Raw genomic sequence first — 25526 nt, 5'->3', positions numbered from 1 at the left:
GTCCCGGACCGGGTTTGTGCTGGCCCGGGGCCCCCGCACCGGGCGTCCGCCGGGTCAGGCCGCGTGGTCGCCGACAAGGGTGGCTCCCGTGGCCTGTCCGCCGCGCTCGGTGATCTCCCCCGCGACCCAGGCGTCGACCCCGCGGTCGGCCAGCGTGGCGAGGGCCGGGTCGACCGACTCCGCGGGCACGACGGCGATCATGCCGACGCCCATGTTGAGCGTCTTCTCGATTTCGAGCCGCTCGACGCCCCCGACCTCGGCAATCACCTCGAAGACCGGGGCGGGCCGCCAGGTCGCGCGGTCGATCGTGGCGTGCAGACCCTCCGGGATCACCCGGGCCAGGTTGGCCGCGAGGCCACCGCCCGTCACATGGCTGAACGCGTGCACGTCGGTGGTCCTGGTGAGGGCCAGGCAGTCGAGCGAGTAGATCCTGGTGGGTTCGAGCAGCTCCTCGCCGAGCGTCCTGCCGAACTCGGCGACCTCGCGCTCCAGCGACCAGCCCGCGCGGTCGAAGACCACGTGCCGCACGAGTGAGTACCCGTTCGAGTGAAGCCCGGACGACGCCATCGCGATCACGGCGTCGCCCGCGCGGATACGGTCCGCGCCCAGCAGCCTGTCCGCCTCCACGACGCCCGTGCCCGCGCCCGCCACGTCGAACTCGTCCGGGCCGAGCAGCCCGGGGTGCTCGGCGGTCTCGCCGCCGACCAGGGCGCACCCGGCCAGCACGCAGCCCTCCGCGATGCCCTTGACGACCGCGGCGACCCGCTCGGGGTGGACCTTGCCGACGCAGATGTAGTCGGTCATGAACAGCGGCTCTGCGCCGCACACCACCAGGTCGTCCACGACCATGCCGACCAGGTCGTGGCCGATCGTGTCGTACACCCCGAGCCGGCGCGCCAGGTCGACCTTGGTCCCCACGCCGTCCGTCGCGGACGCCAGCAGCGGCCGCTCGTAGCGCTTGAGGGCCGAGGCGTCGAAGAGGCCGGCGAAGCCGCCGATGCCGCCGAGCACCTCGGGCCTGCGGGTCTTGCGCACCCAGTCCTTCATCAGCTCGACCGCGCGGTCGCCGGCCTCGATGTCGACGCCGGCGGCCGCGTAGCTGGCACCGGTGCGGGGGGCGGGGGACTCAGGCATGGCGGAGAACTTTCGTGTCGTGGAACGTACACAGCGGCACGCGGTACAGGGGTGGGGCACCGGCCGCGGACTGCGGGCACGGGTGCGTGCGGGACCGCCGCGGCGGGAAGCGGCGCGGGCGCCTTCGCCCGCGCCTTCGCTACGGGCGGCGCAGGGCGTCGGCCGCTGCCGTGTCGGCGGGGCCGGCGGCGAGCTCCGTCTCCAGCAGCTGCTTGCCCAGCAGTTCGGGGTCGGGAAGATCCATCGGGTACTGGCCGTCGAAGCAGGCGCGGCACAGGTCCGGCTTGTCGATCGTGGTGGCCTCGATCATCCCGTCGATCGAGATGTACGCGAGGGAGTCGGCGCCGAGCGAGGTGCCGATCTCCTCGATGGTCATGCCGTTGGCGATCAGCTCGGCGCGGGTCGCGAAGTCGATGCCGAAGAAGCAGGGCCACTTGACCGGCGGCGACGAGATGCGGATGTGCACCTCGGCGGCCCCGGCCTCGCGGAGCATCTTCACCAGGGCGCGCTGGGTGTTGCCGCGGACGATCGAGTCGTCCACGACCACCAGGCGCTTGCCCCTGATGACCTCCTTGAGCGGGTTCAGCTTCAGCCGGATGCCGAGCTGCCTGATCGTCTGGGACGGCTGGATGAACGTGCGCCCCACGTACGCGTTCTTCACCAGGCCCGAGCCGTACGGGATGCCGCTCGCCTCCGCGTAGCCGATCGCGGCCGGGGTGCCGGACTCCGGTGTCGCTATCACCAGATCGGCGTCGGCCGGGGCCTCGGCGGCGAGCTTCCTGCCCATTTCGACGCGGGACAGATACACGTTCCGGCCGGCGATGTCCGTGTCGGGACGGGCCAGGTACACATACTCGAAGACACAGCCCTTGGGCTTCGCATCTGCGAATCGAGTCGTTCGCAGCCCGTTCTCGTCGACGGCGATGAACTCGCCGGGCTCGATCTCGCGCACGAACGCGGCGCCGCAGATGTCGAGGGCGGCGGACTCGGAGGCCACCACCCAGCCGCGCTCAAGACGGCCGAGCACCAGCGGGCGGATGCCCTGCGGGTCGCGGGCGGCGTACAGGGTGTGCTCGCTCATGAAGACGAGCGAGAAGGCGCCCTTCACCTGGGGCAGCACCCGGGGCGCCGCCTCCTCGACCGTGAGGGGCTTGCCGTCGTCGTCCACCTGGCCCGCGAGGAGCGCGGTGACCAGGTCGGTGTCGTTGGTGGCCGCGACCTGGGTGGCCCGGCCGTTCTCCTTCGGCAGGCGCGCGACCAGTTCGGCGAGCTCCGCCGTGTTCACGAGGTTGCCGTTGTGGCCGAGGGCCACGGAACCGTGCGCCGTGGCACGGAACGTCGGCTGCGCGTTCTCCCAGACGGAGGCACCGGTGGTCGAGTAGCGCGCGTGACCGACGGCGATGTGGCCCTGGAGGGAGCCGAGGGAGGTTTCGTCGAAGACCTGCGAGACCAGGCCCATGTCCTTGAAGACGAGGATCTGGGACCCGTTGCTCACTGCGATGCCCGCGGACTCCTGTCCGCGGTGCTGCAGGGCATACAGTCCGAAGTAGGTGAGCTTGGCGACCTCTTCACCCGGAGCCCAGACTCCGAAGACGCCGCAAGCGTCCTGGGGGCCCTTCTCTCCGGGGAGCAGGTCGTGGCTGAGTCGTCCATCACCACGAGGCACGCAACCGAGTGTAGGCGAGATCGACCACTGGTCCGAATTGGGGACGAGGAAAAATCTGGGTCGTCGGCCCGGTGCGGCCACGCGGCGTGACCGGGGCGCGCCGCAGGGTGGAGCGCGTACGTCCGCCGCCCTCCGGCCGCGCGGGGCGGCGGCGCCCGCTCCCGCCCGTGCCGCGCGGGGCCCGTGGGCGCCGGGGACCGGCGCGGCGCGGCACCGGGCGGCGGCCACGGCCCGGAGCCGCCGCACAGTGAGCCAGGCCACATGTGACCTTGCCCCCAGCGGGCGGCCCCGCGGTCAGTGCGCGGCCCGGCCGCGGGCCGCGGCGAGGCCGGTGCCGTCCTGTCCCGCCAGGTACAGGGAGCGGTGGCTGACCTGGGCGCGCGCCGTCCCCCGCACCACCGCGAGCATGGCCTTCTCGACCTTGGTCGTCGCGGGCGAGCAGGCCATCTTGGTCGACGTGACGGCGCCGAAGGTGACCTTGGAGCCCTCGACGCGGGCGGTGGCGTGGAAGGCGTTGCAGCCGAGGCTGCCGCTGACCGTGCCGTCCTTGCCGATGACGAGGTGGGCGCGGCCCGCGGCGTCCTTCGGCAGGCCGGTCGAGGAGCGCGGCCCGGTGAGCGCGTCGACCTTCCAGTCCGTGCCGACGAGCGGCGCCGCGGGCCTGGTCGTGAGCGCGACCCGGGTGCCCGAGCCGGACTCCGAGGTCAGCACCAGCTGCCGGTCGTCGGCCGAACCACCGCTGACCTGTGCGGTCAGCGGCTTCTTGAGGGCCTTGCCGATGGCTTCCTCGTACTGCTCCAGATACATCGAGCAGCCCATGAACGTCCTGTTCAGGCCGGAGACCACGGTGACCTTCGCGCCGTCGACGCGGGCCCTGCCGTGGTAGCCGTTGCACCCGGTGCCCACGGTGAGCGCGCCGTCGTGGCCGATCTCGACCGTCGCGGCCGCGGGCACCGCGGGCTTCGCGCCGTCCACGGTGAGGCTGTCGACCTTCCACCGCACGCCGGCAAGGGGCAGGTTGGTACGGACCGGGCCGCTGGACGAGGCGGCCTGCCCTGGGTCTTCCGTCGCGGACTGCGTCCCGCAAGCGGCCGTGAGGGCCAGCAGTGCGGCGACGCCTGCTGAGGCGATCTGCTGCTTCTGCATGTCCCTCGGACGATCCACCGCCACGGACGGTTCCGCAACCGCGCCACACGGTCACACTCCGCACACAAACGGAAGACCGCCGGCCGGGCACGCGGACGGGCCGGCCGGGGCGCACGGACGGGCGGTGGGCGCCCAGACGGGCCGGCGGGCGCCCAGCCTTTCGGCTCAGCCCGTCCGGCCAGCCCGTCGGCTCAGCCCATCAGCGGCAGCAGCTCCGACAGGTCGGCGCGCTCGCCGCTCGCGCTGACCTGGGCCTCGGCCACCGCCTCGTGCCAGGCTGCGCGGCCGGTCACGAGGCGCAGCCAGACGAGGGGCTCGGTCTCCACGACGTTCGGCGGGGTGCCGCGGGTGTGGCGCGGCCCCTCCACGCACTGGACGACAGCGAACGGCGGCACCCGCACCTCGACGGAGGCGCCGGGCGCCCGTACCGCGAGCGTGTCCGCGAGCAGCCGCGTCGCCGTGGCCAGCGCCTGCCGGTCGATCGGCACGGACAGGTCGGCCGCCCTGTTGAGGTCGTCGGTGTGGACGACCAGCTCCACCGTGCGCGTGACCAGGTAGTCCGTCAGGCGCATGGGGCCCGCGTTGGTCTCGATCAGCCGCTCACCCGACGCCCCGGGCAGCAGCGCGGCCGCCCGGTCGGTGACGGCCGTGAACAGCTCGTCGGGCTCGCGGGCCGCGGCGAGCGCGGTCATCCGGTCGGCGATGTCGCGCGCCCGGGACGCGGTGCCTGCGGGCCAGTCCAGGAGCGGCACGGCGGGGCCCGCGGGCTCCGGCGCCTCGATGCCCCGGTTCACCGACTCCACCGCGGTCGTCAGGTGCACAGCGAGCTCTCTGACCGTCCACTCCCCGAGCCCGGTCGGCAGCATGAAGCGATCGGCGTCCAACTCCCGTATGGCTTCCCGTACATGCTCGAACTGAGTGAGGAGCGCGGCACACGTGCGCTCGTGGTCGTAGCTGCGGAGGCGCTTCTTGGCTGGCGGCACGCCGACGAGGGTAGCCGAGCGCGCGCCGGCCGCCGAGGGCGGCGGCCCGCCTTCCGCGCCGGGACGTGCTGGAACGCACCGCTGCCGGTGCCGAACGGGTGTCGGCACCGGCAGCGGCGGAGGCGGTGGGAGGCTCAGGCGCCGACCGGGCACTCGAAAGTGAGGAGCAGGCCCTCGACCGCGCCGGGACCCACGCGGCCCTTCACGTCGGCGGCGGTGACGGCCTTGAGCCCGCGTAGCGGCCTCGGCCCGCACGGCGGGACGCGTGCGGCGCCCCATCCCCTCACGGGTGCTCCCGGCTCAGGCGAGCAGTGCCGGGATGGCCCCTTCGTGCACGGCGCGCAGCTCGGACAGCGGCAGCGCGAACTCGCCCTGCACCTCGACGGTGTCGCCGTCGACCACGCCGATCCTGGTCGCGGGCAGCCCCCGCGCACCGCACATGTCGGTGAAGCGCAGCTCCTCGCTGCGCGGCACCGAGACGACCGCGCGGCCCGCGGACTCGCTGAACAGCAGCGTGAACGCGTCCAGGCCGTCCGGCACGATCAGCCGGGCGCCGTGCCCGCCGCGCAGGCAGGACTCGGTGACCGCCTGGATCAGGCCGCCGTCGCTCAGGTCGTGCGCCGCGTCGACCATGCCGTCGCGGGAGGCGGCGACGAGGATCTCGCCGAGCAGCTTCTCCCTGTCCAGGTCCACGGCGGGCGGCAGGCCGCCGAGGTGGTCGTGGACCGCCTGCGCCCAGGCGGACCCGCCGAACTCCGCGCGGGTGTCGCCCAGCAGGTACAGCAGCTGCCCCTCCTCGGCGAACGCCATCGGCGTACGGCGCGCCACGTCGTCGATCACCCCGAGCACCGAGACGACCGGCGTCGGGTGGATCGCCGCGTCACCGGTCTGGTTGTAGAGCGAGACGTTGCCACCGGTCACCGGCGTCCCCAGCTGGAGGCAGCCGTCCGCGATGCCGCGCACGGCCTCGGCGAACTGCCACATCACCGCCGGGTCCTCGGGCGAGCCGAAGTTGAGGCAGTCCGAGACGGCGAGCGGGCGGGCGCCCGAGGCCGCCACATTCCGGTACGCCTCGGCGAGCGCGAGCTGCGCGCCGGTGTACGGGTCGAGCTTGGTGAAGCGGCCGTTGCCGTCGCTGGCCAGCGCGACGCCGAGGCCCGTCTCCTCGTTGATCCGCACCATGCCGGAGTCCTCCGGCTGCGCGAGGACCGTGTTGCCCTGCACGAAGCGGTCGTACTGGTCGGTGACCCACGCCTTCGACGCCTGGTTCGGCGAGCCGACGAGCCGCAGCACCTGCGCCCGCAGCTCCCGGCCGTCCGCGGGGCGCGGCAGCCGGGCCGCGTCGTCCGCCTGGAGGGCGTCCTGCCAGTCGGGGCGCGCGTACGGGCGCTCGTAGACGGGGCCCTCGTGCGCGACCGTGCGCGGGTCGACGTCGACGATCTTCTCGCCGTGCCAGAAGATCTCAAGCCGGTCGCCCTCGGTGACCTCGCCGACGACCGTCGCGATGACGTCCCACTTCTCGCAGATCGCGAGGAAGCGCTCGACGTTGGCCTCCTCCACGACGGCGCACATGCGCTCCTGCGACTCGCTCATGAGGATCTCCTCTGGCGAGAGCGTGGAGTCGCGCAGCGGCACGTCGTCGAGTTCGACGCGCATGCCGCCCGAGCCGTTGGACGCGAGCTCGCTCGTCGCGCAGGAGAGACCGGCGGCGCCGAGGTCCTGGATGCCGACGACCAGCTTCTCGGCGAACGCCTCGAGTGTGCACTCGATCAGCAGCTTCTCCTGGAAGGGGTCGCCGACCTGCACGGCGGGGCGCTTCGAGGGCTTCGTCGCGTCGAACGTCTCGGACGCCAGGATCGAGGCGCCGCCGATGCCGTCGCCGCCCGTACGGGCCCCGTACAGCACGATCTTGTTGCCGGCGCCCGACGCCTTCGCGAGGTGGATGTCCTCGTGCCGCATCACGCCGATCGCGCCGGCGTTGACCAGTGGGTTGCCCTGGTAGCAGGCGTCGAAGACGAGTTCGCCGCCGATGTTGGGCAGGCCGAGGCTGTTGCCGTAGCCGCCGATGCCCGCGACGACGCCGGGCAGCACCCGCTTGGTGTCCGGGTGGTCGGCCGCGCCCATCCGCAGCGGGTCCACGACGGCGACCGGGCGCGCGCCCATCGCGATGATGTCGCGGACGATGCCGCCGACGCCGGTGGCCGCGCCCTGGTAGGGCTCGACGTACGACGGGTGGTTGTGCGACTCGACCTTGAAGGTGACCGCGTACCCCTCGCCGACGTCCACGACGCCCGCGTTCTCGCCGATGCCGACGAGCATCGCGTCGCTCTGCGGGGCCTTCTCGCCGAACTGCCGCAGGTGCACCTTGCTGCTCTTGTACGAGCAGTGCTCCGACCACATGACGGAGTACATGGCGAGCTCGGCGCCGGTCGGGCGGCGGCCGAGGATCTCCCGCACGCGCGCGTACTCGTCCTCCTTGAGGCCGAGCTCCCTCCAGGGCTGCTCGACGTCGGGCGTCTTCGCTGCGTTGTCGACGGTGTCGAGGATGGCGGGGCTCATGAGGCGCTTACCAGCTTCTTGAGGATCGAGGTGAAGAACCCGAGGCCGTCGGTGCCGCCCGTGCCGATCAGGGGCTCGACCGCGTGCTCGGGGTGCGGCATCAGGCCCACGACGTTGCCCGCGGCGTTGCTGATGCCCGCGATGTCCCTGAGCGAGCCGTTGGGGCTGCCGCCGAGGTAGCGGAAGGCGACGCGGCCCTCCGCCTCCAGCGCGTCGAGGGTGTGCTCGTCTGCGGTGTACCGGCCGTCGATGTTCTTGAGGGGGATGCGGATCTCCTGGCCCGCCGCGAAGTCGGCGGTCCAGGCGGTGCCCGCGTTCTCCACGCGGAGGCCCTGGTCCTTGCACACGAAGTGCAGGTGGTTGTTGCGGAGCATGGCGCCGGGCAGCAGGTGCGTCTCGGTGAGGATCTGGAAGCCGTTGCAGATCCCGAGGACCGGCATGCCCCCCTTGGCCTGCTCGATGACCTGCTCCATCACCGGCGAGAAGCGGGCGATGGCGCCCGCGCGCAGGTAGTCGCCGTAGCTGAAGCCGCCGGCGAGCACGACCGCGTCGACCTGCTTGAGGTCCTTGTCCCGGTGCCACAGGGCGACGGGCTCGGCCCCCGCGATCCGCGCGGCACGCAGCGCGTCGCGGTCGTCGAGCGTCCCGGGAAAGGTGACGACTCCGATGCGGGCGGTCACTTCACCGGCTCCGCTGCCGCCGCGGGGTCCTCGACCTTCACGGCGAAGTCCTCGATCACGGTGTTGGCGAGGAAGGTCTCCGCCAGCTCGCGGATACGGACGAGGGCGGCGTCGTCCACCGGCCCCTCGACCTCCAGCTCGAAACGCTTTCCCTGACGGACGTCGGCAATGCCGTCGAACCCGAGGCGGGGCAGCGCGCGCTGAACGGCCTGTCCCTGCGGGTCGAGGATCTCCGGCTTGAGCATGACGTCGACTACGACGCGTGCCACGGGCACTCCCGGTGGTGTGGTGCGGGCTGTGTTCGCTGTGTTCTCCGGGGAAGGCCCCGGGCTCTCCAGGAGAATCCCCGGCGGCCCCGGGCCCGGCGGTGTCCCCGACCGGCCCCGACGGCTCCCCCGACAGGGAATCCCCCTCGACCCCCCGAGCTCCCCTCAGGGTACCCGGCCCCGGAATCTACGCGAGTAGATACGCCAGGTCGCAGCTCATGTACGGGTATGCGACGCGCTGAGCCCGCCTGGCGTCGAAGGCGCCGGGGGGCCCGGGGGGCCGGGGGCCGGAGGCGCTCGGGGGCCGGAGGACCGAGGGGCGCGGCGGGTCCGGCATGGAGATCCCGGGAAGAATCCGGGAAGAAACCGCAGGGACGAAGAACCCGCAAGGGACGGCGGGGAGAACCCGGCGGAAAACCGGGGGGAAACCACCGGAAACCGCAAAACCCCGAAGGGATGCCGGCACGGCGGTCGGGAACCGGCATCGCGGCGGAAGCGGACGCGCACGCGGAAGAGGCGGCCGGGATGAAGAGGCGGCCGGGAAACGCGCGGCCCCTGACGCCCCCTTCGGCGAACCGGCGAGCGCACCGCCGAATGCGCGCACCGGGGAATCGGCCGCCGGCCGCACGCCCCGGCAGACCACCCGCAGGACCGGCCGCACGGCCCGCCGGCGGACGCGCCACCGGACCGGCGGACGAAGCGGCCTCGAACCGGCGCGGCAACGCGGCACAGGACGCCCCGGGGAACGGGCGGACGAAGCGGCGGCCGCGGCGGCCGCGGCAGGCAAGGAACGGCCGACGGAAAAAGCCCCCAGGCGCGGGCGGCATTGACTCGGGACACGCTGAGATAATTGACCGGGCTTCACAATGCCGCGCCTTCCGCTGTACAAAGGAATACAGCGGAAAACAGCATTGTCCGAGAACATCAGGGAAATCGGTGTCGCCGCACGTCAGCCTGGTGCAAACCGAGGCGGGACCGCCGCGATGCCACAAGAAAGGACCGAGATCCGTGGCGCAGCGCGTAGTGGTCACTCTCTCCGACGACATCGACGGTGGAGAAGCAGCGGAAACGGTCGCGTTCGGTCTGGACGGCAAGACGTACGAGATCGACCTCAATCCCGCGAATGCGAAGAAACTACGCAAGGCGCTCGCCCCGTTCGTGGCGGCGGGCCGCAAGCAGACGAACGCCGCGAGGCGCGGCAAGGGCCGCGTGCCCTACCAGCACACGTCGCTCGCGCCCGACCCTGCGGCGGTCCGCGCCTGGGCGCAGTCGCACAAGATGGAGGTGCCGGCCAGGGGCCGCATCCCGAAGCGGGTCTACGAGGCGTTCCGCGCGGCGAGTTGAGTCCTGGACCGGGCCCCGGACGCCCGATCACCCGTCCCGCGCACTCGATTTGCCATGCACCCCGGGTGATCGGCTAGAGTCTGGAGCACGCCGAGGGGCAAGGCCGAAAGGCAAGAACCTCCCGGAGCGTGCGGGTGTAGTTCAGTAGTAGAACGCCCCCTTTCCAAGGGGGAGGCGCAGTGTGCAATTCCTGTCACCCGCTCCGCATCGCTCTCCGACCACTCCAGTGGATCAGGTAGGGTGATGAGCACATCGGAAGCTCGATGTGTGCGGACGTGGCTCAGTTGGTAGAGCATCACCTTGCCAAGGTGAGGGTCGCGAGTTCGAATCTCGTCGTCCGCTCAGTGATCAGAGGCCCCGGTCGAACCGACCGGGGCCTCTGGCCTGTGCGCGTCGCCGGTTCCTTGTGACGGGCCTGTCCTTGTGGCGAGTCGGTCCGCGTGACGGGCCGGTCCTGCTCCGGCGGAGGTTGGGTATAGTGGGGTACGCGCCCAGGCGCATGCGGACGTAGCTCAGCTGGTAGAGCGCAACCTTGCCAAGGTTGAGGTCGCGAGTTCGAACCTCGTCGTCCGCTCGTCGGAAGGCCCCCCGCCCGGGACGGGCAGGGGGCCTTCGTCATGCGCGGCGGCCGTGCTCGGGCCCAGGCGGTGCTCAGGCCCAGGCGGTGCCGGTGAGCCGCTCGTACGCCTCGGCGTACTTGGCGCGGGTCGCCTCGACGACCTGCTGCGGCAGCTCGGGCGGCGGCTGCTCGCCTTCGCGGTCCCAGCCGGAGGTCGGGGACGTCAGCCAGTCCCGTACGAACTGCTTGTCGTACGACGGCTGCGGGTGTCCTGGCTCCCACTCCTCTGCCGGCCAGAAGCGGGACGAGTCCGAGGTCAGCACCTCGTCCGCGAGGACGAGCCGGTCGCCGTCGAAGCCGAACTCGAACTTCGTGTCGGCGAGGATGATGCCACGGTCCCTGGCCACGTCCCGGGCACGGGCGTAGATGTCGAGGGTCGTACGGCGCAGCTGCGCCGCGGTCTCGGCGCCGACCCGGCGGGCGACCTCCTCGTACGGCACGTTCTCGTCGTGGTCGCCGACGTCGGCCTTGGTGGCCGGGGTGAAGAGGGGCGCGGGCAGCTCGGAGCCGTCGACCAGGCCCTCGGGCAGGGCGAGCCCGCAGACCGTGCGGGACTCGCGGTACTCGGCGAGGCCCGAGCCGGTCAGGAAGCCGCGCGCGACGCACTCGACCGGGACCATCTCCAGCGGGGTGCAGACCATCGTGCGGCCCGCCCAGTCGGCGGGGGCCCCCGCGGGGAGGTCGGTGGAGACCACGTGGTGCGGCACGATGTCCGTGAGGCGGTCGAACCACCACAGCGAGAGCTGGGTGAGGATGCGGCCCTTGTCGGGGATGGGCGTGGGCAGCACCCAGTCGTAGACGGAGATGCGGTCGGTGGCGACCATGACCAGCTCGCCGGCCTCGTTGCGGTAGAGGTCGCGGACCTTGCCCGTGTGCAGGTGCGTCAGGCCAGGGACCTCGATCGGCTCGGGTTTCTCCACGAATCCGGCCATGTTCCGTCCACCCTTCTCTGGGATCCCCTGCGGGGCCTCATGTGGGAGGGACCTCGGGTCCAGGACGGGCCTCGGGTCCGCGGTGAGGAGGCCGCCGCGCGCACTCGCCGCACGGCCGCGGCCCCGGTGATCAGCGCGATCACCCCTCCGATTCTCCCGCACGCGCGGGGAGAGGGAGCCGGAGGGTGCGCGGGCCTGCGGGCGTGCGGGCCTCAGTCGCGTTTGCAGATGCGGTCGAGCAGGTTGGCCGTGGCGCGCTGGACGCGGGCGTCCACATGGCCGGGCCGGTCGAGCGCGGGCGACCAGGCGAAGGTGCCCGAGGCGAAGACGAGGGCGCCGGAGGGCGCGCGGTACAGGGAGGTCTCCTGGTGACGCGGCACCCCCTCGCCGTCGTGGTAGCCCGAGTGGGCGAGCAGGATGCGGTCCTCGTGGTCGGGGAGCGGCGCCCGCGGGAAGTAGCGGTCGGCCTCGCCCGCGACGAGCCCGTCGATCCGGTCGCCCTCGACGGCGCCCGACGCCTCCCACAGCCAGTGGTCCACATTGCGGACGACGAGCGGATGCGGCTCTGGCACCCGGCCCGCGTACTGGATGCCGATGATCTGTTGCTCGGCCACGTCCACCTCGCGCCACAGCGACGGCTTTCCCGGGCCCCGCCGCTTGCGGCAGGTCAGCAGCCGGTCCGGCACACCGGCCGGCGAGGGACCCAACTCGACCTGCCAGTACATGGAGTTGGCGGAGAGGAAGACGAGTGAGGTGCCGCCGGCGCGGGCCCGCTCCACGGTGCGGCGCATGGGGACCGACCAGTACTCGTCGTGGCCGGGGAAGATCAGGCCCCGGTACCTGGACGGGTCGACGCGGCCCGCGTGCAGGTCGCGTGCGTCGGCGTAGGCGAGGTCGTAGCCGTAGCGCTCGGCCCAGCGGATGAAGTCGTACGCGTGCCCGACGTGGAGCGGCAGTCCCGCGCCCGCGTACGGGCGGTCGAAGGAGACGGTGACCGCGGCATCCTGCTCGCCGAGCAGCCGGCCCTGCTCGTCCCAGGCGTGGTAGAGGCTCGCGCCGGTCCTGCCGTCCTCCGGGTAGAGGTTGTACGCCTGCCAGGTCAGGTCGGGCAGCAGGAGGAGCAGGTCGGCCGGGTGGTCGTCGCGGACGGTGAAGGGGACGTGGGAGCGGTAGCCGTCCGCGGTGGTCAGCACGGCGACATAGGCGCCGATCGACCAGTACGACGGCACCTGGAGGCGCCAGGAGAGCCACCAGTGGTGGCAGGAGACCGTACGGTCGGCGGTCAGCGGCGGCGGCTGCACGATGCCGGCCAGCCGGGGGCTCGTGATGATCTTCCGGGCGCCCTCGCCGTTGTAGTGGCCGATGCGGTAGATGTCGACGGAGAACTCCTGAGGCGGGTCGACCGTCACATGGAAGTCCAGCGCCTCACCCGGGGCGACGGCGCCGCTCGACGCGAAGCCCTTGATCTGGCGGCGCACGTCGTCAGCGGTCCGCGGGCCGCCCCGGGCCCGGCCGAGGTCGGGGTCCGCGTACCAGGGGACGACCTGCCCGGTGTCGCCGAAGTAGTTCTCACTGCCGCGCAGCCAGGGCAGCGGGCCCTGGCCGAAGGGGTCGGTGACGGCGTGTGCGAGCGCGCCGGACTCCCATCGCCTGATGTGCTCCGCCCCCATCGCTCGCTCCCTCTCCGAGCCCCCTGACGCGCGGCGCTGGGGACCGCGCGTACGTCGGTGACACGACCTTCCGTGCGCCGGTTGTCAGCGCCCGGCCCCCAGCACATCACATAACGCACGCGGCCCGTCACCGATCGTCGCGAATTGACGCGATCGGAAGGACCGGGCCCGCGCGGGCCGGGAAGCGGCGGGGGCACTGGGACGACTGGGGCCCCTGGGAAGGGAGTTCGGCCCACCCGCCCCGGCGACCGCACACCCCGGGCGCGGCGGACGTCACCGTGTCGCCCGCCGTTCACCCTCGCCGTGGTCTTCTGCCCGAGACGCACGGCCCGCGCCGGGGAGTGGGCTAGGGGGCGGAGTGCGCCGGGGTGGGGCCGCTGCCGGGGGGTGGCGAAGTGCGCCGGAGCAGGGCAGCTGCCCGGGGCGGTGCGGGCCGGGGCCCTGAGCGGCGCTCGCCCCTGGTGGCCGCGGGAGGGTCAGACCAGGCGTACGGGCTTCTCGGGGCGGATGCCCAGGGACGCCAGCCAGGAGCGCAGGGGGCCGGGGTCGCCGTCCTCGACGAGGCTGTGCACCGGGCCGCCGAGGTCCGAGCGGCGCTCGCCGCCCACGAGGAGGGTCGGGCCGTCGAGCCAGTCGAGCCCGGGCAGGGCGCCCGCCGTGTCCACGGCGGAGCAGCAGATCATCGCGGTGACATGGTCGGCCAGGAGCTCGCGGCCCGTCCTCGGCGGCTGAAGCGGAACGAGCGGCAGGGAGTCCGTCGCCCGCGCAGACCTGCCCCCCGTACGGCCCTCGCACCCGTGGGGCGACGCCGTCTCCCGGGCGATCTCCGCGCTGATGCGGGCGGCGAGCGCGTCCGCCGAGGCGGTCGTGGCGGGGCCGGTGGCCGCGGTCGTGGCCGTGGTCGTGGCGGGTGCGGTGGCCGCGTCCGCCGCGGCGCACGCGTCCCTGTCCGGGGCCGCCGGCCCGTCGTCCGGGGCCGCCGGCCCGTCCGCATCCCCCGCGTGGCCGCCCGCCGCCGGGGTCGCCTGAGGGGCCGGAGCCGTCGGAGCCGACGGAGAAGCGGAATCCTCCGCGCGGGCGTCGGACCGGGCCGAAGCCGCGCCCGGCTCGGCGTCGAGCGCTTCGAGGCCGGGGGGCACGACGGGCAGGCTGTCGTCGTACGGGTCGCCGAGCAGCGCCTCGGGGTCCCCCGCGGCAGCGGCGGTCTCGCGCGGCGCGCCCGCCCGGGGCCCAGGCCCCGCGTGCTGGCCGCCGACCCGCGCGTACGCGAGGCCCGCGTACGGGTCCTCGCCGCGATCCTGGCGGCGGGAGAGGTGGTCGAGGACGCGGTCGAGCGTCGGGCCCGCCTGGCCCGCCAGGTCCGTCTGCCCCGTCCGGTCGTCGGGGCCGCCCGTGTTCCGCACGCCGAGCTCGTCGAGGACGCGGTGCAGCCTGGCCGCCTCCGTACGCCATGTGCGGTCGACGACCTCTTCCGGGTAGTGCTGCCAGTCGACGGGCGACCAGTCGGGGCCGGCCTCTGCCGGGCCGCCGTGGAAGAGGCGGGCGGCCAGCAGGGAGGCGGCCTCGTCCACCGCGCCCGGCTCCTCCAGCAGGTCGCACGCGGGGCGCTCGCCGAGCCGCGAGGCGAAGCCCTCGGCGAGGCGGTCGCGGCGGGACAGCTCCGTGAGCGCGGAGACCACGCCGGCGTCCAGCCGCGCGGGCCAGCGGCCCATCCGCCAGGCGGGCAGCGCGACCCTGGTCAGCAGCCTGTCCCACCCCGCGTAGGCGAGGCCGACCTGCTCCTGGGCGACGATCCGCAGCCCGTAGTCCACAGCCTGTGCACGCTCGGACGCCGCCGTGGCGACACCGCGCTCCATCAGCGCGGCGTGCTCGCCGCAGCCCCGCAGCATGAGCCGGGCGATCCGGCCGACCGGGGCGAGCGCGGCCCTCCGTACCGGCCCGAGGTCCCGCCTGGCCGCCACGGCCACCGCCGCGTCGAGCCCGCGCACGAACCTGCGGGCCGCGGCTATGTCGGGGTGCGCCGCGGGGCCCGTGCCCGCGACGACGGGGGCGAGCACGGCGCGCAGCTCGGCGACCCGCATCCACCAGAGGAAGGGCGAGCCCACGACGAGGACCGGCGCGGCCTTGGCCGGGCGGCCGCGCCCGCCGCCCGCGGGGCGCGCCGCGTGGGACGGATGGGTGCGGTCCTCCAGCCAGCTGTCGCAGTCGGGCGTCAGCGCGATCGAGGAGGGCCCGGGCACGCCGAGCCGCTCGGCCAGGTCCCTGACCAGCCGGTACAGGTCGGGCGCCGACTTCTCGGCGACGGCGACCGTGGGGCTCAGCGCGGGCTCGGCCCGCTGCACCACGACGGCGACGGCGCCGGCGAGCAGCAGCACCGCGGCGGCGAAGCAGGAGACGGCCCACCGGGCGGTGTCCCAGCCCTGTCCCTCCAGCCTGCCCGTGCCCCCGGCCGCGAGGAGGACGACCGCGACGGCGGCGGGCAGCAGCGCGGCGCCGAGCGCCCTGCCGCGGACGCGCAGCACGGCGAGCGCCTTGGCACGGGCGAACCTGGCGCCCACCTCGTCACCGATGGCGGCACCCGCGTCGGCGCTGCCGCTGCTCTTGGCGTGGTCGGTGTTGTGTGCCTTCTTCGCGTTCTTGGCGTTCTTCGGGTTCTTCGCGCCGTTGACGCCGTTCGTGCTGGAACCGGACATGGTCGGACCTCACCCCCTCTGCCCGCGGCGGTTGCTCACTCCCCCCACTGTGGCATCCGCCACTGACATCGCAATGCCGGTGGGCCAACTGCCCGAATGCCTGCGCCGCACCCTAGTTGGGGCCTGGCCCGGCGTCCCGCGGTTGGCGGACCCGTCACTCGATGGAATGGCTTTGGGCAAAGGTGCTGGCGTATCGCCGCTCGGCGGTTCCGCGATACGACAAAGACTCCATACGACAAGGACGCGATACGACAAGAGGATGGCGGCCCGGAGGCTGCGGAGGCGGTGGATCTCCGGGTGCCGTCCGGACGTACGGCCAGCTCAGGCGGTCGGCGCCGGGCCTGCGCGGCCGGGCCTGGCCGCTCGGGCCGGACCGTGCGGGCACGGCGTCCGTGGCGCGCGCCCCGTCCGGGTGGTGCGCGTACGCCCGCGTACTCCGATCGGGGCGGGCGTGCGTACGGCGCGTACCCGGATCGTGGGAGGGGCGTCGGCCGGGCGGCGGCGCGCGCCACTCGCCGAGCCGGGCTCAGCTCCCGGCGCTCAGCCCTCGGCCGCGCGCCGCGCGATGTCCGTACGGTGCTGCGAGCCGTCGAGGCGGATGCGGTCCACCGCCGCGTACGCGCGCTCCCGCGCCTGCGCGAGGTGCTCGCCCGTCGCCGTGACGGACAGCACGCGGCCGCCCGCGCTCACCACGCGCCCGCCGTCGACGCGGGTGCCCGCGTGCAGGACGTACGCGTGCGGGGCGTCCTGTTCCGCGATGTCGGCGAGGCCGTCGATCGGGTCGCCCGTGCGGGGCGTACCGGGGTAGTTGTGCGAGGCGACGACGATCGTGACGGCCGCGTCCTCACACCAGTTGAGCGGCGGCAGCCCGGCCAGCGTGCCCTCGGCGGCCGCGAGCAGGACGCCGGCGAGCGGGGTCTTGAGGCGGGCCAGCACGACCTGCGTCTCGGGGTCGCCGAACCGCGCGTTGAACTCGATCACCCGCACCCCGCGCGAGGTGATCGCGAGCCCCGCGTACAGCAGTCCGGCGAACGGCGTGCCGCGGCGCCGCAGTTCGTCCACGGTCGGCTGGAGCACGGACGCCAGGACCTCGTCGACGAGCTTCGGATCGGCCCACGGCAGCGGCGAATAGGCGCCCATGCCACCGGTGTTGGGGCCCTCGTCACCGTCCAGGGCGCGCTTGAAGTCCTGCGCGGGCTGGAGCGGCAGGACCGTTGTGCCGTCGGTGATCGCGAAGAGGGAGACCTCGGGTCCTTCGAGGAACTCCTCGATGACCACGCGCCCGCAGGCCAGGGCGTGTTCGCGGGCGGCGGCGACGTCGCCGGTGACGACGACGCCCTTGCCCGCGGCGAGGCCGTCGTCCTTGACGACGTACGGCGCCCCGAAGGCGTCGAGGGCGTGGTCGATCTCCTCGGGCGTGGCGCAGACATAGCTGCGGGCGGTCGGGACGTTGGCCGCGGCCATCACGTCCTTCGCGAACGCCTTCGAGCCTTCGAGCAGCGCCGCCTCACGGCTCGGGCCGAAGCAGGGGATGCCCGCCTCGCGCACCGCGTCGGCGACTCCGGCCACCAGCGGGGCCTCCGGGCCGACGACGACGAGCCCGGCCTCAAGATCGGTGGCGAGGCGGGCCACGGCCGCGCCGTCGAGGGCGTCGACCTGGTGCAGCTCGGCCACCTCCGCGATCCCGGCGTTCCCGGGCGCGCAGTGGAGGGCGGTCACGTCGGGGTCGAGGGAGAGAGCGCGGCACAGGGCGTGTTCGCGGGCGCCGCCGCCGATGACAAGGACCTTCACGGGAGTCAGCCTATCCGGCGCCGCGCCGGGGCCTTCCCGGTGTGACGGGAGGCGCTGCGACGGGAGGCGCTGTGACGGGAGGGCGGATGCCCCGGAGCCACGTGGCGGCCGCCGTCACTCGTTACTCGTTACTCGTTACTCGTTACTCGTTGTTGTACTCCTCCAGGACCGTCGCGCCGAGCTCGCGGACGATGAGGTCGTGTCCGGAGAGCGCGGAATCGACCAGGTCGGGGTCGTCCTCCTCCGGGATGTCGTCCTCGATCGAGACGGGCGGCCGTGCGGGCGGGGCCTGCGGGGCCGGCTCGGGCCCGGGGCGCGGCCCCGGGGCCGACTGCGGCGGTCCGCCCCGGCCGGGGTCGCCGCCTGTGGTGGTGCCGGCAGCGGCCCCCGAGCCGCCGGCCCGCGGTGGCGCCGACTGCGCGGCGCCCGCGAAGGGCGCGCCGCCGCCGTACGCCCCCGGGCCGCCCTGGCCGGAGTCGCCGCCGCCGGGGCCGGGCTCCGGCGCGGGCGCCGCGCCGGAGCCCGGTCCTGTGCCGGAGCCCTGGGGGCGCCCGCCCTGGCCGTACGCGGCCGGGCCGCCGTACCCGCTGGAACCCGGCGCCGGGGCGCCGCCCCCGCCTCCCCCGCTGCCGAAGCCGCCACCGCCGCCGCTGCCCCCGGGGGGCGGCGGGTTGGCGCCGCCGGACGGGTCGACGATGGCCTCGATCTTCCACTGCACGCCGAACTGCTCGGAGAGCGCCTGCCGCAGCACGTCCTCGCTGCCGCTGCCGGAGAAGTTGTCGCGCGCGCCCGCGTTGATGAAGCCGATCTGGAGGGTGGTGCCGTCGAACCCGGCGACCTGCGCGTTCTGACTGAGCAGGATCCAGGTGAAGCGGCGGCGGTTCTTCACCGCCTCCAGGATGTCGGGCCACATGTTCCGCACCTGGCCGGCGCCCGCCGCCGGGTTGACCGCGGCGCCGCCGCCACCACCTCCCCCGCCCTGCGGGCCCGCGGGCGCCGGGCTCGCGGCCGGCGCCGCCGCCGGCCCGCCACGGGGCGCGCCGCCGCCCGCGGTCGGCCAGCCGCCCGGCCGACGCCCGCCGCCGTCGCCCGCGGCCGACGGCTGGGCGGAAGGCTGGGCCGGCGGCGGCGAGACCTGCGGCTGCTGCGGTTGCTGCTGCGGCGGCCGGAACTGCTCAGCCGGTGCCTGCGACGGCGGCTGCTGCGAGGGCTGCTGCGGTGCCTGCACGGCCTGCGGCGGCGGCGCGCCCGCCGGCGCACCGGGCGGCCGACCCGCGGCGGGCCCGGGCCCGTGCGCCTGCGAGGGCGACGGTACGTACTCGACGGGGGGCGGCCCCGCAGGTCCGGCCGCACCCGGGCCGGGCGCCGCGAACTCCCCCGGCGCCATCGCCGCGCCCGCGGCGGCACCGCGCTCGAGCCGGTCGATCCGCGCGCGCAGGGACCGCTCGTCGTCGAAGGCTGCGGGCAGCAGCACGCGCGCGCAGATCAGCTCCAGCTGGAGGCGCGGCGAGGTGGCTCCCCGCATCTCCGTCAGCCCCGTATTGACGAGGTCGGCCGCACGGGACAGCTCGGCCGCGCCGAAGACGGACGCCTGCGCCTGCATCCGCTCCACCACGTCGGCCGGGGCGTCGATCAGCCCCTTCTCCGCCGCGTCCGGCACGGCCGCGAGGATCACCAGGTCGCGCAGGCGCTCCAGCAGGTCGGCGACGAAGCGGCGCGGGTCGTTGCCGCCCTCGATCACCCGGTCCACCACCTCGAACGCGGCGGCACCGTCCCCCGAGGCGAAGGCGTCCACGACGGAGTCGAGCAGGGAACCGTCCGTGTAGCCGAGCAGGCCGGTGGCCATGGCGTACGTCACACCGTCCTCGGCGGCGCCGGCGAGCAGCTGGTCCATCACGGACATCGAGTCACGGACGGACCCCGCTCCCGCCCGCACCACCAGCGGCAGGACACCGTCGGCCACGGGGATGCCCTCCTGCGTGCACACCTGGCCCAGGTAGTCGCGCAGCGTGCCGGGCGGGACCAGCCGGAAGGGGTAGTGGTGGGTCCTCGACCGGATGGTGCCGATGACCTTCTCGGGCTCGGTGGTCGCGAAGATGAACTTCAGATGCTCCGGAGGCTCCTCGACCACCTTCAGCAGGGCGTTGAACCCCGCCGACGTGACCATGTGCGCCTCGTCGATGATGTAGATCTTGTAGCGGCTTCCCGCGGGCCCGAAGAACGCCTTCTCCCGCAGGTCGCGGGCGTCGTCCACGCCACCGTGCGAGGCGGCGTCGATCTCGATGACGTCGATCGAACCCGGCCCGTTGCGCGCCAGGTCGCGGCAGGACTGGCACGCGCCGCAGGGGGTCGGCGTGGGGCCCTGCTCACAGTTGAGGCAGCGCGCGAGGATCCGCGCACTGGTGGTCTTGCCGCATCCCCGGGGGCCGCTGAACAGGTACGCGTGGTTCACACGGTTGTTCCGCAGGGCCTGCTGGAGGGGGTCGGTGACATGCTCCTGCCCGATGACCTCGGCGAAGGTCTCGGGGCGGTAGCGGCGGTACAGCGCAAGCGACGACACACCCACGACGATATCCGCCCCCTACGACAACGCCCCCCACGCACCCGCCAGAGCCGACCTACCCTTGCTGCCTTCCGGCCCTGGGGGAGTTCAGTCAGATAGCGCCACGTGAGGGGCTGCGCACACAGTACCTGATCGGAGGCCCCTCCAACGAGTTCGCGAGCACTCCCTCCGGTCTTGTATGGTTCGTCGCGGAGGATTCGCCTAGAGGCCTAGGGCGCACGCTTGGAAAGCGTGTTGGGGGCAACCCCTCACGAGTTCGAATCTCGTATCCTCCGCTCATGCTCTCACCGGGCATAACGTCGATGGCCCCCGCTGCTCGCAGTGGGGGCCATCGACGTTTCTGCGACGGCGCGGTCTCAGGAATGCCGGCCGCGGTCCTCCCCCGCGTCATCGGTCCCCTCGGCGACCTCCCAGGCGAGCCCGTCGCGCGCCGTCAGGGACCGGCAAGAGCGATCGTCCGTGGGCGAGTGGCTCACACGACCGCAGTGGCAAGGTGGACGGCGTCCCAAAATCGCCCGGGTGACCGCAGGAGGCGGCGTACGATCCGTCAAAGCCTTGTGAGGGGCAGCTACGGCGAGGGCATGGGGCATGGCGCTGGCGCACGAGTGGCACGACGGGACGATAGCCGCACTGAAGGAGGCCCTTGACGAGGGCCTGGACCAGTACGAGACGGCTGCGCGCATGATCGCGCTACTCGGCCCCGAACCTCAGGCGCACGCCGCCTCCGTCGTTCGAGCGTTGCAGTACCACCCAGCGCTACGACCGCATCTCAAGGATCCGGGTTCGCGAATCTACGCTCCGATGTTCGAGATTGGTGGAAGCTGCCATCCTGAGCCGGTGGGTGAGGCGACGGAGGAGACACTCTCGGCCTGGGCGGACGCCCTTGATCTTCTTGCCGCATACCCGCTGGTGGTCGCGCGGCTCGCGGATCTGCTGTGGTTGCGACGGTTCGGTGCAAAGCCGTACGTGTACGCCCAGGCCTCACAGCAGGCCCTGCGTGCACTGTGGGCCTACCCGAGTATCGCGGAAGTGTATCGAGCAGACTGTCTAACCCGGGCGCTTGACATCACCGCCGAGGCGGGGATGAAGGAGCATGCCGTGGAGACCGTTGGAGAACTCGTCTCGGCGGCGAAGCAAGTTCTGGCGAATCCCGAGCCGATGCCGGGACCTTGCCTGCGCCTACTGACCCGGTTGGCGGCGCTGCCGGCCAAGCAACGTCCCGTGGAGATGGCCGACCTCCTAGGCGTCGCCGGTACTGCGTTCAGTGCGGATCCCTTCAGCCTCGATGCGGTCATGCAGTTGCGCCTGCAGTTGGCGGGGGCAGATCCCGAGGCGCGCCGGACCGTCGCCACCGACATCGTGGGGTTGTGGGAGGCGGCGGCGGAAGACGCCGCCGCTCCGCTGGTCGCGATTCGCCACCTTGAGCAAGCTCTGGCGGTAGCGCGCTCCGTGGGTCTACGCGAGGACACGCAGCGTCTGCTGGTGCGCTTGCAGGAGATTAGCCGCGGCGACCAGGGCCTCGTCGAGTTCTCCGCAGAGGTAAACCTTCCGTCCGAGCACGTCGAGGCGTTCATTGGCCAGTTCCTCGTGGGAGACGATCCCCGCGCATGGCTTGCCAGGTTCGGCAGCTACTGCCCTGTCCAGGCCGATCGCGATGCAGTCGCCGAGCAGGTGCGTGCCGCGATGCGCGAATCGCCGATTTACTATCTGACTACGCTTGTCAAACTCAACGGCCAGGGACTGCCCGTCAAGATCCTCTCCGGAGACGACGCTCGCTTCGCCCAGGCTGTCATCGATCACGACACGCGCAGTATCACGTCCTGGGGCGTGTTCGCAGCCGAGACCCTTGGCCGGATCGTGGCCGACCCCTGGACGACGCCGGAAGCGATCGCTGGCTTCCTGACCGAGGGTATATTCGACGAACTGCTCTCCGACGGCCTGGTGCGCGCCTTCGGCCACTTTGCCGCAGGCCGGTACGAAGAGGCACTCCTGTGCGCCGTTCCGCGCCTGGAAACGGCGCTTCGGTCAGCGTCGATGGAACTGGGCCTGGTCGTCTACACGGAACCGGCCGCCGCGCGAAATGGCCTGGGAACCTTCGTCGGCCTCGGCGAATTGCTCGCCGGACTCAAGGGGCGTACACCCGATGCCGAGCGAGCCTACCTGACGCTGCTGCTGTCGGACCCGTTGAGCCTGAACCTGCGCAACAGGGCGCTGCACGGTCTCATGCAGCAGGTATCCAAGCAGGACGCCGCGCTCGTGTTGCACGCTGCCGCCACCCTCGCCTTGTGGCACAAGACCACCACCAACGACGGCGGGGCGGGCCAGGCAGAGAGCTGACCTATTTTCCCCGCGGCACCGAGGCATTGATGGCGCGTACAGGCGGCCGGGAGCGGTAGCGGGTCGCCCCAGTGGATGGGGCGGCGGGCACGGATTCAGCACACATGGGGCCGGAAGTCCGTGCGCACCACTGGCAAGAGGCGAGCACCATTTCCGCAGGTCAGCGGTGCACCTGTTGCGTCTCCGCAGATCAGTCGCCCGCCCCGAGGGATCTTGCAAAGCAGATGTCAGGCATGCGGGAAGCACAGAAGATCAAAGCGCCCACGTGCCTGCGCGCAGGTCAGCGGCTTGTCGACGCCTGAGTCCGGCGCTCTTGAATCTGTCCCGTGGCACCCCCGGGCGCCCGACAGCGTCTCCCTGCTCAGGTTCCTGGCATGGATGTGATCAGTACGGTCGCTCTGGAGCGGATCATCCGCAAGTCGCTCAGCTCGATGTCCACAGCGAGCTGCGATCCAAGTTGCCCTCCAGCGCTCGGTTGCCCGGTGATCTTAGCAACCGGCGCTTGCGGGAGAGGTCCGCACAAATCCACCGGGTCGTTCGGGTCCCCAGTGACGAAGCGGCCGTCGGTCAAGTCGTCCAAGCCGCCGTGCACCAGCCCATCCTGAGTGAGCAGTGCCTCCATCTTCTGTTGGCTGCTGTGGAAGACCACAGCGAGGGCGTGCTGGCCCGGTTGCGGCGAGGCATGCGTGATGTAGTGCACGTCGGTGGCATCCGGCGGCAGGCGGATGCCGGCCTGGTCGAGGGCGACTTGCAGTGGTACGTCGCTCCCGGCGCAAGCTCGGTCATCGTCAAAAGGGTCGCTGGTCCCGAAGACGCCGGACAGCCAAGCACCCGCAACGAGCGCTGCGAGAACAGGAATCGAGACGAAGACCGCTGGGCGGACCCAACGCGGCAACCGACTCGCAATCGGCGCGGCGCCCACAGCGTCACCGAGCATGAACCCCCCTGGGATCACTCGGGAGCATAACCACGCTCTCCCGTCGTCGCTGCGCAGAGCATCTGGCGTTGTCCTGGTCGTTGTCCAGTTCGCCGCGAGGCGCTGCGGTTCACCGTCGTGCGCCCACCCTGTCTGACCTGCCTCATGAACGCCTACGACCACCCCTGTACGGCACGCGGACAGTTGGAAGCGGGTGGGGGCAACCCCCGGACAAGAGCCCTCAAGACGGCCGGTCCGGCATAGCTATACGTCCACCCCCACCCGACCACGGTCACCAGCCCGGCTCGGCGCCGGAGCGTTGCCCGCCCCGGGCAGCCGCCTGCCTGCCACCGCCCGCCCGGGGCTCTGGACGCGACGCACCGATATGCGACGCGAGTGAGCTGGAGAGTGAGTAGGGGCGTTCAACCGGCAACAGCCCGGTGGCCTGCTCTCCCGCACCCTCACGGCTCCGTTCGTGAACCGCGTGGGCGAGATCCGTGACGTCGTCGATCCCCACGATCCACTCGTCGAGGTAACGGTGAACCGCCTCGCCGCGCAGACCGACCTGCAACGAACGACGCGGCATCGGCTGAAGGGCGACGTCCCGCTCCGGGTCCCACTGGATGCGCACAGGGCTACGGCGCATCTCGCGTTTCCACTGGCCCCGGGACACATGAACGCGGCCGTCGTACCCGGACAATTTCACTGTGGGAGAGAGCCCACTCGAACCCTGCCCGGCGGATCCGGATCGCCAGCACCCGCTCCTGTCCCACCGCGGGGCCCCAGGAACTGCGGTACATCATCCACAGGAACGACGGCTTGATCCACGTCATCCGGCCTCGGTCGTACGTGTGGGGAAAGCAGCCTTCAGCTGCCGCAGGACCGGCGATCTCCGGGGAGTATGCCTGGTAGACCGTGATCGTCTCGGCACAATGGAGGGCGCGGATCTCGCGCGTCCCAACGGACACTGCTCCATGCTCGCGACAGGCACCGCCGAGGGCCAGCGGGTTTTTACCTCCGAGCGACAGCCTGCTCAGGCGTCGGCGAAGACTCCAAGGACGAGTCAGCTGTTGTCCAGCAACGGAGGGGCTCCCGCCGGCCACCTTGCTATACATTCGACTATCTATACACTCAGCTATATGAACGAAGCGTGGGACATCGAGATCGAACCGGAGGTCCGGCAATGGCTGAACAACCTGTCCGATCGCGACTACCTGCAGGCGGAGCACGCCGCGGAACGCCTGCTCGATGCCCCGACGACGCTCGGCGAGCCCTACTCCCGCCACCTGGGCGAGGGCCTACGCGAGCTGCGATTCGCGCTGGGACACGACGGCAACGCCATTCGGCTGACGTACTGGCTCACGCAGAACCGCCGGATCGTGCTTCTGACCGTGTTTCGCAAGACACGGATGCGCGAGGATGCCGAGGTGGCGCGCGCGAAGCAGGCCATGAAGGTCTGTGAGACCGAGCGCCACACAGCCCATGACGAGTTCAGCCGGGATCTCACGAAGGGAGAGGGCTGATGAATCATTCTCGATGGAAACTCGCCCGCGAACGTGCCGCTGCGGAGGGCAGCAAGGAAGCACCTGACGTAGAAGCGATGCGTACCGAGATCCGTATGGCCTTCGACCTCGGGCAGGCCGTCTACGACCGCAGGACCGAGCTCGGCATCTCCCAGACCGAGCTCGCCCGACACGCAAACATGACCCAGCCGCAGATCTCGAAACTCGAACTGGGCGGCACGGTCCCGACGCTCCCACTCCTGGCCCGACTCGCCAAGGCCCTCGATGCGTCGCTCAACATCGCGCTCGACGGCGACACCTCATCCGTCGTGTTCACCGCACACGCCGCCTGACTGACTCATTGCAGGCAGTGGAGGCAGCTCCGGGTCGGCATCGGATCCACCGAAGGCGCCATCTTCTCCTTTCGCGGGCCAGTACCGCGCCAGTCGGACGGGGGGTTGCAGTTCGGGTTGCATTTAGCCTCGTTCAGCGACGTCCGTTGACCACCAGAGATGGCGCATAAACGCAGTTCAGGACGTATCCGAACCCGCCTGAACCCCCACACGAACATTTGGAAAGCGTGTTGGGGGCAACCCCTCACGAGTTCGAATCTCGTATCCTCCGCTCATGCTCTCACCGGGCATACGTCGTTGGCCCCCGCAGCTCGCTGCGGGGGCGTACGACGAGGCGAGTTTCTCGATGTCGCCCTCGGCGGCCAGGATCTC

Annotated in this window: 18 protein-coding genes, 4 tRNA genes, 1 other RNA gene and 1 pseudogene; 8 read left to right on the top strand and 16 right to left on the bottom strand. The window is 72.2% G+C overall.

Annotation, left to right across the window (positions count from 1 at the left end; translation table 11 throughout):
• Positions 1-54: 54 nt before the first annotated feature.
• From purM to purS, 8 genes are all read right to left on the bottom strand, one after another.
• Entirely contained in the window at positions 55-1134 is a 1080-nt protein-coding gene (gene purM / locus AB0910_RS28175; protein ID WP_366747478.1) for a phosphoribosylformylglycinamidine cyclo-ligase, read from the bottom strand.
• A 139-nt stretch (positions 1135-1273) separates the two neighbouring features.
• Entirely contained in the window at positions 1274-2800 is a 1527-nt protein-coding gene (purF, locus tag AB0910_RS28170) for an amidophosphoribosyltransferase (protein ID WP_366747477.1), read from the bottom strand.
• A 294-nt stretch (positions 2801-3094) separates the two neighbouring features.
• Positions 3095-3964: an META domain-containing protein gene (locus tag AB0910_RS28165; RefSeq protein WP_366747476.1), complete on the bottom strand. Its 870-nt coding sequence runs from the start codon at positions 3962-3964 to the stop codon at positions 3095-3097.
• Between the two features lie 173 nt (positions 3965-4137).
• Positions 4138-4929, bottom strand: coding sequence for a sterol carrier family protein (locus AB0910_RS28160; protein WP_366747475.1), 792 nt, complete (start codon positions 4927-4929; stop codon positions 4138-4140).
• Positions 4930-5063: 134 nt separating this feature from the next.
• A complete protein-coding gene (locus tag AB0910_RS28155; protein ID WP_366747474.1) occupies positions 5064-5216 on the bottom strand; it encodes a hypothetical protein in 153 nt (50 codons plus the stop codon).
• Positions 5217-5229: 13 nt separating this feature from the next.
• A complete protein-coding gene (gene purL, locus AB0910_RS28150) occupies positions 5230-7488 on the bottom strand; it encodes a phosphoribosylformylglycinamidine synthase subunit PurL (RefSeq protein WP_366747473.1) in 2259 nt (752 codons plus the stop codon).
• Positions 7485-8168, bottom strand: coding sequence for a phosphoribosylformylglycinamidine synthase subunit PurQ (gene purQ / locus AB0910_RS28145; protein WP_366747472.1), 684 nt, complete (start codon positions 8166-8168; stop codon positions 7485-7487). The genes purL and purQ overlap by 4 nt, the downstream gene beginning before the upstream one ends.
• Positions 8165-8437: a phosphoribosylformylglycinamidine synthase subunit PurS gene (gene purS, locus AB0910_RS28140; RefSeq protein ID WP_366747471.1), complete on the bottom strand. Its 273-nt coding sequence runs from the start codon at positions 8435-8437 to the stop codon at positions 8165-8167. The genes purQ and purS overlap by 4 nt, the downstream gene beginning before the upstream one ends.
• A gap of 1005 nt (positions 8438-9442) precedes the next feature.
• Here purS and AB0910_RS28135 point away from each other — a divergent pair.
• From AB0910_RS28135 to AB0910_RS28120, 4 genes are all read left to right on the top strand, one after another.
• Positions 9443-9778, top strand: a complete 336-nt coding sequence (locus AB0910_RS28135; RefSeq protein ID WP_366747470.1) for an Lsr2 family protein — start codon at positions 9443-9445, stop codon at positions 9776-9778.
• A 130-nt stretch (positions 9779-9908) separates the two neighbouring features.
• A tRNA-Gly gene (locus tag AB0910_RS28130) sits at positions 9909-9980 on the top strand.
• Positions 9981-10047: 67 nt separating this feature from the next.
• Positions 10048-10120 (top strand) — tRNA-Gly (locus tag AB0910_RS28125).
• Between the two features lie 159 nt (positions 10121-10279).
• Positions 10280-10352, top strand: a tRNA-Gly gene (locus AB0910_RS28120).
• A 77-nt stretch (positions 10353-10429) separates the two neighbouring features.
• On the opposite strand, the gene AB0910_RS28115 is transcribed toward AB0910_RS28120, so the two are convergent.
• The 6 genes from AB0910_RS28115 to ffs form a co-directional block, all read right to left on the bottom strand.
• Positions 10430-11329 carry a phosphoribosylaminoimidazolesuccinocarboxamide synthase gene (locus AB0910_RS28115; RefSeq protein ID WP_366747469.1) on the bottom strand — a complete coding sequence of 300 codons (900 nt, stop codon included), beginning with the start codon at positions 11327-11329 and terminating at the stop codon, positions 10430-10432.
• 212 nt (positions 11330-11541) lie between these two features.
• The gene (locus AB0910_RS28110; RefSeq protein ID WP_366747468.1) at positions 11542-12999 is read right to left on the bottom strand and encodes a N,N-dimethylformamidase beta subunit family domain-containing protein; all 1458 of its coding nucleotides are present in this window, start codon (positions 12997-12999) and stop codon (positions 11542-11544) included.
• A gap of 476 nt (positions 13000-13475) precedes the next feature.
• Positions 13476-15692 (bottom strand): hypothetical protein, encoded by a 2217-nt coding sequence (locus AB0910_RS28105; protein WP_366747467.1) that lies wholly within the window; start codon positions 15690-15692, stop codon positions 13476-13478.
• Positions 15693-16232: 540 nt separating this feature from the next.
• A complete protein-coding gene (gene purD / locus AB0910_RS28100; protein ID WP_366747466.1) occupies positions 16233-17483 on the bottom strand; it encodes a phosphoribosylamine--glycine ligase in 1251 nt (416 codons plus the stop codon).
• Positions 17484-17625: 142 nt separating this feature from the next.
• Positions 17626-20043, bottom strand: coding sequence for a DNA polymerase III subunit gamma and tau (locus AB0910_RS28095; RefSeq protein ID WP_366747465.1), 2418 nt, complete (start codon positions 20041-20043; stop codon positions 17626-17628).
• 22 nt (positions 20044-20065) lie between these two features.
• An RNA gene (gene ffs / locus AB0910_RS28090) (signal recognition particle sRNA small type) lies at positions 20066-20164 on the bottom strand.
• A gap of 72 nt (positions 20165-20236) precedes the next feature.
• Between ffs and AB0910_RS28085 the strand changes: the two genes are divergently transcribed.
• Together AB0910_RS28085 and AB0910_RS28080 are read left to right on the top strand one after the other, a co-directional pair.
• Positions 20237-20321, top strand: a tRNA-Ser gene (locus AB0910_RS28085).
• 313 nt (positions 20322-20634) lie between these two features.
• Positions 20635-22383 carry a DUF4209 domain-containing protein gene (locus tag AB0910_RS28080; RefSeq protein WP_366747464.1) on the top strand — a complete coding sequence of 583 codons (1749 nt, stop codon included), beginning with the start codon at positions 20635-20637 and terminating at the stop codon, positions 22381-22383.
• A 361-nt stretch (positions 22384-22744) separates the two neighbouring features.
• On the opposite strand, the gene AB0910_RS28075 is transcribed toward AB0910_RS28080, so the two are convergent.
• Complete coding sequence (locus AB0910_RS28075) at positions 22745-23320, bottom strand: hypothetical protein (protein WP_366747463.1); 576 nt, start codon at positions 23318-23320, stop codon at positions 22745-22747.
• Between the two features lie 271 nt (positions 23321-23591).
• Positions 23592-24267 (bottom strand): annotated as a pseudogene (locus AB0910_RS28070) (DUF4291 domain-containing protein).
• 171 nt (positions 24268-24438) lie between these two features.
• On the opposite strand from AB0910_RS28070, the gene AB0910_RS28065 reads away from it, so the two are divergent.
• Together AB0910_RS28065 and AB0910_RS28060 are read left to right on the top strand one after the other, a co-directional pair.
• The gene (locus AB0910_RS28065; RefSeq protein WP_366747462.1) at positions 24439-24822 is read left to right on the top strand and encodes a type II toxin-antitoxin system RelE/ParE family toxin; all 384 of its coding nucleotides are present in this window, start codon (positions 24439-24441) and stop codon (positions 24820-24822) included.
• A 77-nt stretch (positions 24823-24899) separates the two neighbouring features.
• Positions 24900-25154, top strand: coding sequence for a helix-turn-helix transcriptional regulator (locus AB0910_RS28060; RefSeq protein WP_366747461.1), 255 nt, complete (start codon positions 24900-24902; stop codon positions 25152-25154).
• Positions 25155-25526: the final 372 nt, after the last annotated feature.

Origin of the sequence: Streptomyces sp. NPDC047002, from assembly GCF_040704505.1 — a bacterium.
Classification (GTDB): domain Bacteria; phylum Actinomycetota; class Actinomycetes; order Streptomycetales; family Streptomycetaceae; genus Streptomyces.
Note: the sequence above shows the minus strand (reverse complement) of the source record. Positions and strands in the feature narration are given on the sequence as shown.